Source organism: Streptomyces sp. NPDC005811 (genome assembly GCF_040630405.1).
Taxonomy (GTDB): Bacteria; Actinomycetota; Actinomycetes; order Streptomycetales; family Streptomycetaceae; genus Streptomyces.
In genome coordinates, this window is record NZ_JBEXXK010000043.1 from 40,663 (window position 1) to 56,666 (window position 16,004).

Consider the following 16,004-nt stretch of genomic DNA (forward strand, 5'->3'; position numbering starts at 1 on the left):
GCGATCGAGCTGTCCCCAAGTGGCCACTCAGCCTGTGTCTCGGGCTACGGCCTTTGACGTGGCCGGGAAGTGCGAGATGACGCACCAGCCGCCGTCGTCGCTCGGGCCGGTCGTGATGGAACCACCCAGTGCCGCCGCCCGCTCGCGCAGTCCGACGAGGCCGAAACCGCCGTCGATCCGGGACCGCCGGCCCACAGGAGACGGGGGCATGGTGTTGTGCACTTCGACCCGGAGCATCCCGGCCCGGTTCTCGTGGACGCGTATGTGCACCTGGGACCCGGGAGCGTGCCGACGCACGTTGGTCAGCGACTCCTGCACCACTTGGTAGACGGCCGATTCCACCTCGGGTAGCAAATTGGTGGCGCTGGCATGTTCGGTGATCTCCAGCCGGACAGTCGATCCGGCGCCCTGGCTTTCGAACAAGGCGACCAAGCGGGCGAGCTGCTCGAAGAGCCCACCGACCTCCACCGCCGCGGTCTCGTCCTCGCGTAGAACGCGTACCAGCTTTCGCATCGACTGCATGGTCTGCTGGCCGGCCTCGACGATGTTGCGCAGGATCGGTCCGACGCTTTCCGGGGCGGTCTTGTGCAGCGTGTCGCCGGCATGGGCCTGTGCGATGATGCCGCTGACGTGGTGGGCAACGAAGTCGTGGAGATCCCGGGCGAGCCGCATTCGCTCGGCCTGCCGTACGGCGGCGATGACGCGGACCCGCTGGTCGTCCCGGGAACGCAGGTAACAGCCAAGCGCGATCGCGCCCCCGGTGGCGAAGGTCAGCAAAAAGGGATAGGTCAGGGTGATGCCCATCCCCCCTGTCCTCATAGGCTCGTCGATGACGGCGGCGGTCAGGCACAACACCAACACGAGGACCACACGGGGCTGCTTGGCCCGGCGGCAGGTTCGGACCAGCAGGACCAGCAGACACGCCGTCTCGAGCATGCCCCACTCGGGCAGATCCCGCCTCAGCACCACAACGGCAAGGGTGAGCACCGACGACCCGACCACGGCGAATACCGCCCGGCCTTCCGGGCTCAGCCAGCGCTCCGGCAACAGGACCAGTGCCACCGCGACCGAGCCGCTCAGCACGGGCAGCCAGTCTTCGGTTCGGGGGGCGCCACGCCCGATCATGACTATTTCGAGGAGCCACAGCGTACCCAACCCGAAGTACAGGACTTGGACTCTGCGCAGTCGGTCACGCGACCGAGAGAACCACATCGCGGGATACGCCATGGAGAGTCAGGGGTGCGGTGCCCCTGCGAGGCCGTTTCCCCATCCCCCTTTCCACTCGTACTTGCGGTGTTCCCGTAGACGGTTCATGGATCAACTCCTGCCATGGTTACGTGCCTTCGGATGACGGACAGTGCCACGCGAGTGTTTCGGGCCTCACGTAATCGATCGGCCGTTAGCGGGTCAGAGCGGGCGTGTCTGGAGAGGCCCCGCCATGGGACGGAATATGGTGGACAATCTTCGTCCGGTGAACCTGGTGAAGTAGAGGCCACTGTCGTAGTCGCCAAACACCCACCTTCTGCCGGCCTTGTGGAAATCGCTGGCGAACGCAGGAGCCCGGCGCCGAGAGTCCGTCCTCATCACGGACGATACGCATCTTGGCCTTGCCGAAGAGGCGTTGGAACTGGCGGAGCGGGCACAGAGAATGCCTGACGATCGCTCGTGGCTACCCGACATGGCCGTTTGCCCAGGCCCATGCCGCCACCTCCACACGGTTGCGCACTCCGAGTTTGCCGTGGATTCGCCCCAGATAAGTCTTGACCGTGGACAGGGACAGGCAGAGCTCCTCGCAGATCTCGTGGTTGGTGCGGCCAACCGCCACCTGTCGGATCACGGCTAACTCCCTTTCGCTCACGGGAGGTTCAGCGAGATCTGTGGAGGCCGGCCGAGCTGGGTAGCGAGTCAGCTGTTTGAGTAGCTTGACCGTCACCGACGGCGAGACCAGCACATCGCCGTGACGGGCCGCTCGTACTGCCTCGATCAGAAGGGCGGGCGCCGAGTCCTTCAATAGGAAACCGACCGCTCCGTTGCGCAGCGCGGTGTTGAGGTAGCCGTCCTCGTCGAAGCTGGTGACCATCACGACCTTTACTGGGTCGGCCACCCCGGGTCCGGCCAGCAGTCGGGCTACCTCCAGGCCGTCCAGCCGCGGCATCCGGATGTCGAGAAGGCACACATCGGGCCTCAACCTGCGAGCCAGTTCGACGCACTCAGCTCCGTCGGCTGCCTCGCCCACCACCGTGATGTCACTCTGAGAGTCGAGGATCATTCGGAAGCCTGTCCGGACCAGGATCTGATCGTCCGCGATCAGTACGCGTATCTCGCTGTTGAGCACATGCCGGATTTTGCCATGGGTGGTTCGATTCAGCAGGCGAATCAGGACACCCGCCCGATCTGCTTGAAAATTAACACATTGATCTGTTTTGCGATCGGACGCGCACCTGCGCGTGTGGCCATTCGGCCGACGGGAGGTCCTGTAAATCGACCGAACGGCCGACAAGTCAGGGCCGTCTGTCCCGGGAGAGTCGGGTGCTGCAGACCCGGCTCACCCATGTGAAGGGGCCTATCGTGCGTTGCTCCCGGTTCCCGGAAACCACCACAACCAAGGTCGACAAAAGGTCAACGCGTGCGTCTGGCGTCATCGACGTCATCGTGGCCTGCGATGACCAGGACTGGCCCTATCGGAGGTGGCTCCAGCAGAACGACACCGTACGTCTGCGTGAGATCCAACGGCCCTTCGCCGACGCGCAGGCTGGCCCCGGTCAGGTCGTTCTGTTGCGCTCTCACAAGGTCAGGAGCGACATTGCGCAGCTCCTCGGTGTCACGGGGGAGAGGCCCCTGCCGATCCTCCTGATCAGCCAGGTGACGGACGGCCGGGAGGTTCCTACGGCATTCCGGCTGGGCGTCCACGGATGTCTGGTCGAGGGTGACTATCAGGGCTGGACGCTGAAGAACGCCTTGTGGAGCACTGCAGCCGGCCACACACATCTCTCCCCGGTCGCAGCCGCGACGCTGGCACAGGCCGGAGCGTCGGCCGGCCCTGACGGTACCGACAGCTGGCGCGCAGAGGTCCTGTCACCGCGCGAACGGCAGATCATGGGGCTGCTGACGCAGGGTTGCCGAACCACGGAGATCGGACATCGACTCTCCATTTCCACCAAGACCGTACGCAACAACCTGAGCACCATCTACACCAAACTCGGTGTCTTCAGCCGCACCGAGGCAGTGATCATGTGGCTGGACGCCGGCCTCCACCTCGTACCGGGTCAGCACAGGAAGTAACTGCAGGCCCGCCCTCCGGGACCCGCGCTCGCGGGACTGGGAGTCCTGTACAGCGATATCGGTTGTGGTCGATGAGATGGCCTTCCGCCCAGTGGCGCGGGGGATCAAGCGCCGGAATCCACAGGCCAGGGGTGGTGGCTACCCCGTGCCAGGTGCTCGGCCCGGCACGCGCCTCGTCGGCCGAGGCCTCGGTGGAGGTCGCCGGCGCCTCGAACCGGAACACCAACCGTTTGAACCCTGTGCCACGACGCGGGAAACCATCTGACGATTCCGTAGGACGCAGGTTGGCGAACCCGGCCAATTGGATGAGTTCTGTGTAGTCGGTCATTCGTGGGTCGAACTCTGCATGGTGAATCCTGAGCTTGATTACAGCAATCAGCGATCCATGCTGTTTTTCGGGAAATTTCCGAATCGATGGCGGGCTGTGCCCTGAGGCCCACCGGTCGATCAGGAAAAGTCGGCAACGGGACGGGACACTTGACCCTGTTGACTTTTCCACGCTGCTGATTACCTGAATAAGACCGGTCCTGGAAAGGGCCCGAACTGAATGGAGCGGGATGTCGCACCGTAAGAGCAAGAAACGGCCGCTTTATGTCGGCCTCGCGATTGCTATTATCGCATCTGGGGTGGCGGTGGTCGCCAACGCCTCGGAAGGCACCAGTAAGAGCAATATATCCATCAAAGCCGATGAAGGCACCGGGATTTCCAACGACAACCGGCTCCCGACCTTCGAGGAGCTGATGTCGGCCTGCGGAGTGGCGGACGTGTGTAAATTCACGGTCACGAATACCGAGAAGTTCCTGGGTGCGGAACACGCGGTCAGTGACATCGTCCTCAACTGCGAGCCCGAACCGATCACGAAAGCGACGACGTGGTCGGACACGACGTCTTCCAGTACGAACCTCGGCTTCTCGCTCACCGCCGGTGCCAGCTTCCTGAGTGTCCTGAACGCCAGTATGACAGCGAGTGTCGGGGTGGGCTGGGAAAATTCCCGCACCTCGTCGCAGACGTTCACCGAAACGCTTCGGCCCTCCTCGAAGTCGCAGGTCGTCAGGGCGACGGCCCTCGTGAGGACGACCGGTAACTGGGAGTTTCACTTCCCGAGTCGGTTCTTCGGTCACTTCTTCTGGTTCATCAATGGCGCCAGCTTCACGGAGGAGGATCCCTCCGGCGCCAGCAGGCTCATCTTCCGCCAGAGGACGATGACGCAGAAAGAATCCGACGACGCTTGCAAGGACTTCGCCAACGCCATCGTGCCCTCGCCGTCGACCAGCGAGGACAAGATCCTCCAGGACTCCACGCTGCCTACGACGCAGCCCGCCGATCTCACGCCCGCGCTTGTGCCCGACCAGCAAGGGGACCAGCCGGTTGACCCCGGGGGTGGCGTAGCGGGGTAGCGGAACGGGCGGAAGAACCGGGAGCCGTGGACGAGGCTGATTCTTGTCTCGGCGCCGAAACCGCATCATCGAAAGCGGACACCAGGAGAGGCTCGTTCCTCGCTCAGCGGAACGAATCTGCGAAGCGGCTGTGGCCTCTGACCAACTTGCCTGGTCAGAGGCCACAGCTGGGCGTCACGCAACCCTACGATCAGGCCACGCGACAGCCGCCGGTTCCACCCGGCCCGGCCGGGAGAGGTTCTCACCATGCAGGTCTCCCCGCCGGTCGAGGAAGTACTGGATGTTCGATGCGTGGACCCAGTGTCGGCCGTACGGCGAGCGCTGTTCGGGCCCCGGGAAAGGGGCCGCGGGAGTCGCGGCCGCCCGCCTCACCAGCGTTGCTGTGGACGCCTGCCTCTCCTCGACACTCCGCAGGAACTCTTGCTGACGCAGCAGAAGGCCGGAGCTGACGGACGATCACCCGCTTCCGCGAAGCCTGGGTAGTGGGGCCGACGGACACGCAAGGTGATGATCTCCAGCGGCGACGTGCCGGGCGCGGCCGAGGTCTCGGCTGTGGTCCGGGTTCTCGTCATCTCCCGGCCTGTGCCCCCAGTCACCTGCGCACTTTGCCCCTGTGTTGACGCACATCACAGGCGTGCCGGCGTCCCGCTATCGCGTACGACGCACCATTCTGAGGATCAGTCTCACGTAGTTCTCGCCCACCTCGTCGAACGGGAGAGGGCCGTCGGCCCGACACCATGTGAAGACGTACTCGCAGGTTGTGGAGATCGCGTACGACGTCACCTTCAGGTCGTCGATCTCGAACTCGCCCTCGGCCACACCCTGCCGCAGGATCTCGCGTAGGAGCTCCAGGTACGGTCGGCCCACCCTGTTCACCTCGTCCTGGCCCTCGGGCGGGAGGGCAGAGGCGAGGCTGGCATATCCGAAGTTGCGATGCTCTCCCACTTCTGTCAGCTGGATTCGGACGTAGGCGCGCACGTACGCGGAGAGGCGCTCGACCGCGCCCCCCGCCGGGACTGCTGAGGCGAGTTCCTCGTACGATCTCCGGTACATCGAACTGAGAACCTCGGCGAGCACCTCCTGTTTCGAGGGGAAGTGCCAGTACATGTTGGCCGGAGTCATGTCCGCGGCCTTGGCTATGCGGGACACCGAAGTCCCCTCATAACCCGATTCCTGGAACAGACGGGTCGCGGCCGCGAGGATGCGCTCGCGCGCTCCGTGTCCATCCACCGCGTTATCGGACGCGCGGTCGCGTTCAACCCGTGATCGGCTCATGCCTCGAATCCTATCGGCGCGGACCGGCGGGGCCATGGGCTCTGGCCAGGACATCCCCCAGGTGGGCACATGGGCTGGGCGGCGCCCGGCCCCGATGTGGTGCGGCGCATACCTTCGAGGTATTCGAGGCGAGCGTGGGGGTGCCTGTCCACAATCCTCTCCGAGTGTCCGGTCGTTTGTGCGATCACAACTACGTGCTCTGGAATGTTTGACAGAAAGCAGCTCTGGCATACTGTTCGATCTTTCCGGCAAGACGGCTGTGGTCACCGGCGGCAGCTGCGGCATGGGCCTCATGGCAGCCCGTGGCCTGCTTGCCGCGGGTGCCCGTGTTTATGCGGTGTCGCGCGACGCCGCCGCCTGTGAACGTGCGGCCGAGGACCTGGCACAGTATGGCGACGTCGTCCCGCTCGGCCGCGACCTGTCCACGGCGGAAGGCTGCGCCGCCGTCGCGGACGAGATCACGGCGCTCGAGAACGCGCTGCACGTCCTCGTCAACAACGCCGGTGCCGCGTGGGGGGCACCGCTCGACGAGTATCCGGTGTCCGGCTGGGACAAGGTGATCAACCTCAACCTGCGTTCACCGTTCCTCCTGATCCAGGCCCTGCTCCCGGCCCTGGAGGCGGGCGCGACGGCGGACGACCTCGCGCGGGTGGTGAACGTGGGTTCCATCGACGGCCTGCGGGTGCCGCGCATGCCGACATACGCCTACTCGGCGAGCAAGGCCGGTCTGCACCACCTCACCCGGGTGCTGGCGGTCGACCTGGGTACCCGCCACATCACTGTCAACGCGGTGGCGCCGGGTCCCTTCGAGTCCAAGATGATGTCCGCCACGCTCGACGAGATCAAGGACGATCTCGAACGGGCGGCGCCATTGGGTCGTATCGGCAGGCCCGACGACATCGCTGGTGTCATGGTCTTCCTTGCGAGCCGGGCGGCGTGGTATGTGACGGGCGCGGTCGTGCCCGTCGAAGGGGGGATCCGGCTGGTGAACGTCGTCTGACGATGGACAGGCGCAGCAGCAGTCGGCCCACCGCCTTCGGGGACGGTGGGCGGACGGTCGTAGGTGGCGGCTGTGCCCTTCGTACGATCAAGCGGGCGTGGGAAGAGGGGGGCACGCACCTTGCGCCCCACGGCGGCGAGTGAGCATCCCCCGGCTTCGCTCGGGCCGCTCAGAACGTCTCGACGACGATGTTCAGCGGTTCCCGGCCGACGCGGTCGGCGGCGAACGGCGCCAGTCGCGGGAAGAAGACACCCGGGGCGATCGCCGCCTCAGGGGCCATGACCCCCTTCCGGGACACCTCACCGCGGGCGATCATCCCGGCGGCGACGGCCAGCGGAACGCAGGTCGCCTCGCCCATGCCACCTTCGGGAAGCAGGTCGGTGGACACCACGGTCCGCGCGGGCTTGCCGTCCTTGACGCCTTCGGCATAGGCGAATACGCCCGGCAGGTCAGGAACGGGCCCGGCCTCGGGACCGCGGCGGCCCGGCATCATCAGGAACTCCAGGCTCCCTTCCGGGACGGTCAGCTCCCCAGACCTGACCCGGTTGCGCACCTTGCGCGCGGCGTCGATCAGCCCAGGGCGGGCGAACATCACGTTCAGGCAGTGCCTGACGTCCGGGAAGGTCCGGGGCAGCGTGATCGGCTCGGGGTGGCCACAGGTCCAGACGTCGGCGGGACCGACGCCGGGGTACACGATCTCGAGCTTCTCCAGCGCGTCCGTTGTCCGGTACTCGCCGTCCCGCCAGACACGGATCGGCTCGGACAGGTTGTGGATCCAGTGGTCGATGGCGGCGGCGGGAGCGAGGTCCGCAGGGTTCGCCGGAGCCTTGGGTACCCCCGAGCCGCCACGCCACACGGTGTGCAGGCTCTCCACCACATCCAACTGTGCATGGGCCACCGCGGCCAGCAGATTGGAGACGCCGGGGGAGGCGCCCATCCCGACGATGGCAGTGATGCCCGCGGCACGGGCCCGGTCGTCGAGTTCCAACATCTCGATCGTCGGTTCCCAGTCGTCGGCGATGTCGGCGTAGTGCTTTCCCGCCGTCACCGCGGCCTCCAGAACGGGGCGCCCGTAGAGGTAAAACGGACCGACCGTGTTGAGCACGAGGTCGACGTCGGCGAGTGCAGCCGCCGTCGCGTGGCCGTCGGTGATGTCGAGAGCCATGGCGGCGCCCTTGGGTCCCAGCCGCCGGGCGACCTCGGTGGCGCGCCGCCTGTCGCGGTCGGCGACAAGGACCGAGGTGATCGCGGGGTCAGCCGCCGTCGTCGCGCAGGCGACCTGGCCCATGTCGCCGGCGCCGCCCATGATGATGATCCGCACATGCACTCCTTGCTGATGTCTGAAACCGTCTACTGGGCGGTGTAGCCGCCGTCGACGAGCAACAGCTGACCGGTCATGAAGTCGGAGGCCGACGAGGCGAGGAACACGGCGGCTCCTGTCATCTCCTCGGGTTGGGCCCAGCGCCCCATCGGGGTGGAGCGCCGCATGAACGCGGCGACGGCCTCGTCGGAGGCGGCGGCCTTCAGCATGTCCGTCTCCACGAAGCCTGGGCCGAGGGAATTGACCTGGATGCCCTTCCTCGCCCATTCCATCGCGAGCGCCTTGGTGAAGCCGACGACGGCGTGCTTGGAGGTGACGTAGGCGATCTCGCCGCGCACGCCCACCTGACCGAACATCGAGGCGACGTTGATGACCTTGCCGCCGCCCTCCAGCAGGTAGGGGGCCGCCGCCTTGCACACCAGGAAGACGGAGCGCACGTTGAGGTCGAAGACCTGCTGCCACACCTCCAGGCTTGTGCGGTCGAGGCTTTCCTCGTTGTCGAGTCCTGCGTTGTTGACCAGGATGTCTATGCCCCCGAGCGCGTCGGCGGCGGCTTCCACAGTGTCCGCGATGCCGTCCGGTGATGTGAGGTCGCCTTCGACCGCGGTGACCGAGCCCTCCAGTCCCTCGGCGAGCGAGACGGTCTCCGCCAGGCCTGACCGGGAACGGGCGACGGCGCAGACCTGTGCTCCGACCGCTGCGAACGCCAGTGTGATCGCTCGTCCTATGCCGCGGCTGGCCCCTGTCACGATCGCGCGCTTGCCCGTGAGGCCGAAGGCGTCGGTGAGAGACTTCGCCTCGGGGCGGCTGATGGTCATGGAAGGGCTCCGTTCGGATGGGGGGATTCAGGTCGAGCCAGACCACCTTCGCCACGCCGTCGGCGGTAGGGGACGAACGTCCGGTGAAACATGCCCGGTTGGGTGGGGCACTCCAATCGCACATCCGGCCGATTCCGGCATTCCGAGGCGGCGAGCGATCCCCTCGGACTCGGCCGTCAACTGGTGGCCAACCCGGTCCGTTCCTCTGTGGTCAGAGGTCGGGTGGTGCGCTGCTCCCGGTCCCAGGCGCAGTAGCGCGCCCGCGCGATACTGCGGGGCAGCCCTTCCACGTCACACAGGACCATGGCGGCGGTGAGGCTGGTCCGTCCCGTGTGCCCGATGCTCACATGGATCCGTAGCGGGGTGTTTCGGGGGCGGATCTCGCGCAGGTATGTGATGTCCAGCCGTGCGACGACGTAGCTGGGCTCAGACGTGTGCCACCGTTCGGCGACGAATTCGGCGAAGGCCTGTTCGTATATGGCGGCGTAGGACGCGGCCGTGACGTGACCGAGGTAGTCGAAGTCGCGCCACCACGGCTCGACTGTGGTCGACCACCAGTCCTTGAAGCCCTGCGGTACGTCCGGTTGGTTCGCCGCGTTGACGGGGCTCATGCCGCGACCTCCTCGACGGCGATGAGGTCGCCCGCGCCGGTCAGCGAGGGATCGATCAGGGGCGCCAGGACGTCGAAGAACGCCAGGGGATCGACGGCCGTCTCCGGGGCGTGCACACCGGTGTCCCTGAGCAGGCCACGGCGCAGGAGTTCCACGCCGACCGCCAGTGGTACTCCGGTATTGCCGCCCATCCGCGCGGGGTGGAAGTGCCGTGGATACGCAGCGACCGTGTGTCGGCGGCCGTCCCTGATCCCGACGGCGAGGCCCCACTCGACGGGCAGCGGATCGCGCGGCCCTTGCTCGGCGGGGCGAGGAGGATCGGCGAGCATCTCTGCTCCCTCCCGCAGACCGACCCGCCCGGCGGCGAACTCCTGTCCGACATGGCGCAGATGGTCGAGGAGCCAGGTCGGCCCCGACTGCAGATTCAGGCATGTCCTCAGGCCGGGGTAGCGCCTGGGCAGGGTGACGGGCTCCGGGTGCCCCATGGTGTAGGCGTCGACCTTGCCCCGTCCCGGGAAGTCGAGGGTGACCTTGCGCACGGCGTCGGTCTGCGCGACGGCCCTCTCGGACCACACCCTGATGGGGCCGCTGCACTGGTGCAGCCAGTGTTCTACCGCGGCCGACGCCTTGGCGGCCGGGTAGCCCGGCTCGTCCACCGCGGTGGCCCCGGCGACCTTCCAACCGGTGTACAACTCGTCCACCCGGTCTAGTCGTTCGGCCGCCAGGACGGCACAGAGGTTCGTGACCCCGGGGCTGCCGCCCAGCCCGACGACGATGTGCAGACCGTGCATGCGGGCGTCAGCGTCGTAGCCGAACGCGCTCACCGTGGGCTGCCAGTCGTCATTGATGTCCAGGTAGTGGCACCGGGCGTCGAGGGCCGCCTCCAGCACCGGCCGGACGAACGTGGCGAACGGCCCCATGGTGTTGACGACGACGTCGTAGTCGGCGAACGCCGCGCTCAGCGCACCGGGGTCGGTGGCGTCGAGGGCCAGCGCGCGGCACGGACCACCGATCTCTTGGGCCAGGCGGCGCGCACGGTTCTCGTCGATGTCCGCGACGGTCAGCACGGCGGCCGTGCCCAGTTGGGCCAGGGTTCTCACGGCCCAGCGGCCCATGGCGCCGGCGCCTCCGACGGCGATGACACGAAGCGGGGGATGCGACATTCAGGGTCCTCCTGCGGCTGGCGACGGTATGGCGATGGGTGGGTCGTCCTGGAACATAGGCGGAGGACGGCGCGAGACCTTGAGCGTGCGCTGAGAAATGCCCGGCTGGGGGTGTGAGCGCTTGGTGTGACACACCGGCGGCCACGGCCTCGCCGTCATGTGGCCGGAAAAAAGGCGACCACGTCACTGACGGCAGGCTGGAAGGGCGCGAGCCCGGGGCTGGGGGCAGCGGGGTGTCGGCGCAGTGGGCCAGGCCGATTTCCATGTGGCTCCGCGACGTACTCGGACGACGCTGCGCTCGCGCACATATGCGCGGCATTCGCGGTGCGGGTCGAACTCGGCGATCAGGACGATGTGAGGCGGAAGGTCGGCTGGATCGTTCCGGGGCGCGAAGTACGGGCCAGGCCAGTGGGGGCGCGCACTACCTTTCCAGGTCGTACAGGGCGGCCATCAGGTCCATACCGGTCTGCGTGTCCTGCGGTATCCCTCGTCCTCGGCCATGGGGGTAGCTCCCGGCGGGTGCGCGGGGTCATGGTCGTTGACGCCACTATCGAACAGTGCTTCAGAACGCCTCAGACCCTCGACGTGGAGTGTGCCGTCATGCGCAGCTCTCGGGGCCGCGGCCAGGCGAGGTACCCCGCCGGGCTCATCCCACACCACGACCGGGCCGACACTGAGCTCGGCCCTGTGGGCGTGTGCCCAAAAGGATCGCCACCACGTAATCGGAAGGACCGACCGGCAGGGGCCCTGAACGGCTGGCTCCACGCACCCTCGGTCGTCAAATCCTGCTCCGTGTCGATGTCATCGCCGTCGGATCGCCGCGTAGGTGGACCACCCATGGGGGCACACCGGTCCCTTCCTTGGGCTGGCAGACCTCACACCGATAGCCGACGTCACCTCCTGATCGTCCGCTGGACGCGGACTCCTGACGCACAGGGGCCACGATCAGGCGCTGAAAAGCGGGCCGGGGGATGTTCTTCGGAAGCGAGAAGGATTTTCCCAGCCCGAACCCGATCAGTGCCTGACGGAGAGCGGGGGGTGGTACACACGTCGGTCGCCTGTCTCGGCTCAGTCGTCGATGCGCCCGGCCGCCTCCGTTGCCATGACCAGGTCTCCTGGTGTGCTCATGACCAAAGGGCCCTAACAAAGGCGCTTCACGTGCCGGTGGGTGATCACGCAGACGGCGAGGCCGAGGATCGCTTCGTGGATGTCGTCGCGTCGTTCCCAGCGGATCCGAAGCCGGCGGAAGCCGTGCAGCCAGGAGATCGTGCGCTCGACGACGTAGCGGAAGATGCCCAGGCCGCTGCCATGGGGCTGGCCTCGCTCTGCGATCACGGGGCGCATCCCTCGCTGCCAGAGCAGGCGGCGGTACTCGTCGTGGTCGCAGCCGCGGTCGGCCGACAGCGCGGTCTGCCGACCCTGCCCGCGACGGCCGGAATCTTGTCGTGCAGCGGCAGGAGTTGAGTGACGTCGTTGCGGTTGCCGCCGATCAACGACACCGCGAGCGGGATGCCCTGCCTGTCGACGATGAGGTGGTGCTTACTGCCCGGCCGTGCGCGGTCGACCGGGCTGGGGCCGCCTTTGGGCCCCTGCGTGCCGACCGGACGTGCAAGGAGTCGATCACCGCCCGGGACGAGTCCAGCTGGTTCTTCGAGTGCAGCTTCTCCAGCAGCACCACATGGAGTTGGTTCCAGGCGCTGGCCTCGTTCCAGGCGGCGAGCCGCAGCCAGCAGGACATGCCCGAACCAAAGCCCAGCTCCTGGGGCAGGTACTCCCGCTTCATCCGGCACGATCCACGGCCGCGACTGACGTTTACCCAGGACCAGACCAGCGAGCAGACAAGCCAACAGTCACATGATCAACAGCTTTTGTTAGAGCGAGTAACTCCTTCAGAGGGTAACGAAGCCCGGGAACGAAGGCAGGCCCGGCGTAGGGTCGCCGATGTTATGTGGACCGGTTCCCGGCCCCGCATCCCCCAGATGTCTGATCTCGTGCGACGAACCGCAGTCCCCGCGCGACGTGGCCGAAAATGTTCCTACCCGGACAGTTCCGCCCGCCCGGTGTCGGCTCGCACCGAACCGGGGCATCCCCCAGCCGGGTGCTGTTCCCGCACGTGTGATCCATCCCACTGAACAGAGGACGACAGTGCCTTCGTGAGGAAGGGCGTTGCTTTGTGCGAACGAGGCCGTCCGCACTGCGCGCCGATGGGCGATCCCCACTGTCGACGGTCTCACCTGGCACACACGTGCCGCGACTGCGCGACAGCGCGGTGCTACGACGGCACGCCACACGTCCTGGCGCTTCGCCGACAACTGACCAGATACGGCATCGGACGTCATACGAGGAGCCCCGATGGAACCGCACAACGTCATCGCCCAGGCAGCCGACGGTCGACGGCGGGAGCCCGGTGATGGAGTGAGTCGCCGTGGCGTGCTCAGGCTGGGAGCCACAGGGATCCTCGCCGCGGCCGGCACCGGATTGCTCACGAGCTGTCAGGACACCTCCGGGGGAGCGGCCCCGGCCGCAACGGTCACACTCCACAACGCTGCCCCGGGCGGTACACCAGCGCCGGGCGGCACGCTCCGGGTCGGAATGATCGGGGCGGGGGAGTCGGAAACGGTCAATCCGCTGGCCCCGTTCTCCGCAGTCGACATCGCTCGTGTCACCAACCTGTACGACCGACTGTTCGAGACCACCGACAGCGTCAGTAAACTGGTGCCTGCCCTGGGGCTGTCGGTCGAACCGAACAAGTCGAGAAGCGTGTGGACCCTCCAGCTCCGAGAGGGGGTCACCTTCCACAACGGCAAACCCTTCACCGCCGACGACGTGATCCACTCCCTGCGGCTCTGGTCCGATCCCTCCGTGTCCATGGCGGTCGGAATGGGTCATTACCTGGACCTTCCGAACATCCGCAAACGGGGCAAGCTGACAGTCGAGATTGCCCTGGTGAAGCCGGTGTACGAGTTCGACTCGATGCTGTCCATCCCGTACGTGGTCCAGGACGGCGCTACCGCTGATCAGATGACAGCCGACTCTCTGGGGACCGGACCGTTCAAGCTCGAATCGTTCAACGCCGGACAGCGCAGCGTCTTCAGCGCGAACCGGGACTACTGGGAGGAGGGAAAACCACACGTCGACGAACTCGTGATCGACTCGTCGTACAACGACGAGGACGCGCGGATCAACGCCCTGAAGGGTGGCGAGATCGACGTGGCACCGTCGGTGCCCCCGGTCGTCGCACGTCAGATCGCGTCGTCCACCGAGGTGACGCTGCTGCGTTCCCCATCGGCCTCTCCCTTCTACTTCTGCATGCGCACCGACACACCGCCGTTCAACGACGTGAGGGTACGCCAGGCCATGCGGCTGGTCGTCGACCGGAAGGCACTGATCAACGGCGCGCTGGCCGGCTACGGAACCGTGGGCAACGACCTCGTCGGCGTCGGATCGAACAACTTCGCGAAGGACCTGAAGCGCCCCCGGGACGTGGAGAAGGCCAAGGCACTGCTCAAGGCTGCCGGCCAGGAGTCGTTGAAGGTCAAGCTTCATACCTCGGACGTGTTCGCGGGAGCCACGGAGTCGGCGACACTCTTCGCCGACCAGGCGAGCGCGGCCGGAATCACGGTCGAGGTCCAGGTGCTCGATCCGTCGATCTACTTTCTCCCCTCGACCGGATGGCCCCACCCCTTCGGGCTGGACGTGACCGGCGCCTATCCATCCCTCACGACGGCCTACTCCAGCATGGGGCAACTGGGCGAGACCGCCTGGGACAGTACCAAGGACACCTCCTTCAATGCTGCGGTGTCCGCGACCGACGAGGCGGCAGCGGCCGCGCAGTGGAAGCGAGCCCAGCAGGAACAGTTCGAGACGGGTGGCCTGATCGTCTGGGCACAGCCGGACTGGCTCGACGCCGTCGGGACGACCGTGCGCGGCCTCAAGGTCACGGTGAACGGCCCCCTCAACTCCTACTGCTTCCGCGACGGCTGGCTGGCGAAGTGAACAAGAGCGATGCCCCATCGACCGACGTTCCGCGCACGTTCCGGACGGATGATGGTTCGGACGCCCCGGGGGGCGAGCCCGGCGCTGCGGCGACAGGAGGGGGAGGACTTCCGGACCGTCCCCTCCTCCGTTATGTCCTACGCCGGCTCCTTGCGGGAGCGGCGACCCTGCTCGCGGTCTCGTTCCTGATCTTCCTTGGAACCAACGCCCTTCCGGGAAACGTGGCCGAGGCGTCACTTGGAAGGAATCCCGACCCGGCCCGGCTGGCGGAACTGGAACAGCGACTAGGACTCGACCGCCCCCTGCTGGTGAGGTACGCAGACTGGCTGGGCGACGCCGCCCGCGGGCACCTCGGTGACTCCGCCGCCCAGCTGGCACACGGCGCCAAGTCCGCGCCCATCAGCGACATCATCGGCACACCGCTGTGGAACAGCCTGGTGCTGGGAGGCATCGCGGCCGTGCTCTTGCTTCCCCTCGCGCTGCTCGTGGGCACGGCCGCCGCTCTGCGTGCCGGTCGGCTGACGGACCACTTGCTGAGCTTTGGGGCCCTGTGCCTGGGAGCACTTCCCGAGTTTGTGTTGGGGACGTTCCTCATCGCCCTCCTCTTCAACCAACTGGACCTTCTTCCACCGGTGTCGCTCGTCCCACCCGGCAGCAGCCCACTAGCACGTCCGAGCGCTCTGGTCATGCCCGTCCTCACGCTCCTGTGTGCCACCCTTGCCTTCTGCGCCCGGCAGATACGTGCGGGCGTGATCGAGTCGCTCAAGCAGGACTACGTGCGAATGGCGCGGCTCAACGGAATCGGCGAGCGGCGCGTGATCGTGAGGTACGCGCTCAGGAACTCCCTTGCCTCGAGCGTGCAGACCTACGCGCAGGCGGTGCAGTACCTGCTGGGCGGGATCATCGTCGTCGAAGCGCTCTTCGGATATCCCGGCATCGGAAACGTGCTGGTGCACGCGGTGCAGGTCCGCGATATCCCCATGGTCCAGGCGATCGCCCTGGCCCTGGCCGCCCTCTACATCCTCATCAACGTCCTGGCCGACATCGTCGTCGTGCTCCTGGTGCCCAGGCTGCGAACGGAGTGGACGTGACCTCTCTGGCACAGCGCACGGATTCGCGTCCCGCCAAGAAAGCAAGCAGG

The 16,004-nt window shown here is 66.7% G+C and carries 12 protein-coding genes and 1 pseudogene; 5 read left to right on the forward strand and 8 right to left on the reverse strand.

The genetic code is table 11. From position 1 onward, the window contains the following. Positions 1–27: 27 nt before the first annotated feature. Together ABZ490_RS36210 and ABZ490_RS36215 are read right to left on the reverse strand one after the other, a co-directional pair. Positions 28–1,083: a histidine kinase gene (locus ABZ490_RS36210; RefSeq protein WP_359000132.1), complete on the reverse strand. Its 1,056-nt coding sequence runs from the start codon at positions 1,081–1,083 to the stop codon at positions 28–30. Between the two features lie 586 nt (positions 1,084–1,669). Further along, positions 1,670–2,335 carry a response regulator transcription factor gene (locus ABZ490_RS36215; RefSeq protein ID WP_359000135.1) on the reverse strand — a complete coding sequence of 222 codons (666 nt, stop codon included), beginning with the start codon at positions 2,333–2,335 and terminating at the stop codon, positions 1,670–1,672. A 194-nt stretch (positions 2,336–2,529) separates the two neighbouring features. Between ABZ490_RS36215 and ABZ490_RS36220 the strand changes: the two genes are divergently transcribed. Together ABZ490_RS36220 and ABZ490_RS36225 are read left to right on the forward strand one after the other, a co-directional pair. Next, entirely contained in the window at positions 2,530–3,282 is a 753-nt protein-coding gene (locus tag ABZ490_RS36220; RefSeq protein ID WP_359000138.1) for a response regulator transcription factor, read from the forward strand. Positions 3,283–3,839: 557 nt separating this feature from the next. Next, entirely contained in the window at positions 3,840–4,679 is an 840-nt protein-coding gene (locus ABZ490_RS36225) for a hypothetical protein (protein ID WP_359000141.1), read from the forward strand. A 648-nt stretch (positions 4,680–5,327) separates the two neighbouring features. Here the strand turns inward: ABZ490_RS36225 and ABZ490_RS36230 are convergent. Then, the gene (locus tag ABZ490_RS36230) at positions 5,328–5,954 is read right to left on the reverse strand and encodes a TetR/AcrR family transcriptional regulator (RefSeq protein WP_359000144.1); all 627 of its coding nucleotides are present in this window, start codon (positions 5,952–5,954) and stop codon (positions 5,328–5,330) included. A 208-nt stretch (positions 5,955–6,162) separates the two neighbouring features. Between ABZ490_RS36230 and ABZ490_RS36235 the strand changes: the two genes are divergently transcribed. After that, positions 6,163–6,954, forward strand: a complete 792-nt coding sequence (locus ABZ490_RS36235; RefSeq protein ID WP_359000147.1) for an SDR family oxidoreductase — start codon at positions 6,163–6,165, stop codon at positions 6,952–6,954. A gap of 169 nt (positions 6,955–7,123) precedes the next feature. On the opposite strand, the gene ABZ490_RS36240 is transcribed toward ABZ490_RS36235, so the two are convergent. From ABZ490_RS36240 to ABZ490_RS36260, 5 genes and pseudogenes are all read right to left on the reverse strand, one after another. After that, complete coding sequence (locus tag ABZ490_RS36240; RefSeq protein ID WP_359000150.1) at positions 7,124–8,275, reverse strand: saccharopine dehydrogenase NADP-binding domain-containing protein; 1,152 nt, start codon at positions 8,273–8,275, stop codon at positions 7,124–7,126. Between the two features lie 29 nt (positions 8,276–8,304). Beyond that, a complete protein-coding gene (locus ABZ490_RS36245; RefSeq protein ID WP_359000153.1) occupies positions 8,305–9,093 on the reverse strand; it encodes an SDR family oxidoreductase in 789 nt (262 codons plus the stop codon). Positions 9,094–9,269: 176 nt separating this feature from the next. Next, the gene (locus ABZ490_RS36250; RefSeq protein WP_359000156.1) at positions 9,270–9,704 is read right to left on the reverse strand and encodes an acyl-CoA thioesterase; all 435 of its coding nucleotides are present in this window, start codon (positions 9,702–9,704) and stop codon (positions 9,270–9,272) included. Continuing rightward, entirely contained in the window at positions 9,701–10,867 is a 1,167-nt protein-coding gene (locus tag ABZ490_RS36255; RefSeq protein ID WP_359000159.1) for a saccharopine dehydrogenase NADP-binding domain-containing protein, read from the reverse strand. The genes ABZ490_RS36250 and ABZ490_RS36255 overlap by 4 nt, the downstream gene beginning before the upstream one ends. Before the next feature lie 1,140 nt (positions 10,868–12,007). Next, positions 12,008–12,641: pseudogene (locus tag ABZ490_RS36260) on the reverse strand (IS5 family transposase); the annotation flags it as partial. Between the two features lie 578 nt (positions 12,642–13,219). Here ABZ490_RS36260 and ABZ490_RS36265 point away from each other — a divergent pair. Next, the gene (locus ABZ490_RS36265; RefSeq protein WP_359000162.1) at positions 13,220–14,863 is read left to right on the forward strand and encodes an ABC transporter substrate-binding protein; all 1,644 of its coding nucleotides are present in this window, start codon (positions 13,220–13,222) and stop codon (positions 14,861–14,863) included. Continuing rightward, positions 14,860–15,954 carry an ABC transporter permease gene (locus ABZ490_RS36270; RefSeq protein ID WP_359000165.1) on the forward strand — a complete coding sequence of 365 codons (1,095 nt, stop codon included), beginning with the start codon at positions 14,860–14,862 and terminating at the stop codon, positions 15,952–15,954. Before ABZ490_RS36265 ends, ABZ490_RS36270 begins: the two co-directional genes overlap by 4 nt. Positions 15,955–16,004: the final 50 nt, after the last annotated feature.

Coding starts and splice junctions, on each gene's coding strand:
- ABZ490_RS36250 (WP_359000156.1), bottom strand. CDS start 9,704: ATGAGCCCCGTCAACGCGGCGAACCAACCGGACGTACCGCAGGGCTTC.
- ABZ490_RS36225 (WP_359000141.1), top strand. CDS start 3,840: ATGTCGCACCGTAAGAGCAAGAAACGGCCGCTTTATGTCGGCCTCGCG.
- ABZ490_RS36265 (WP_359000162.1), top strand. CDS start 13,220: ATGGAACCGCACAACGTCATCGCCCAGGCAGCCGACGGTCGACGGCGG.
- ABZ490_RS36230 (WP_359000144.1), bottom strand. CDS start 5,954: ATGAGCCGATCACGGGTTGAACGCGACCGCGCGTCCGATAACGCGGTG.
- ABZ490_RS36255 (WP_359000159.1), bottom strand. CDS start 10,867: ATGTCGCATCCCCCGCTTCGTGTCATCGCCGTCGGAGGCGCCGGCGCC.
- ABZ490_RS36245 (WP_359000153.1), bottom strand. CDS start 9,093: ATGACCATCAGCCGCCCCGAGGCGAAGTCTCTCACCGACGCCTTCGGC.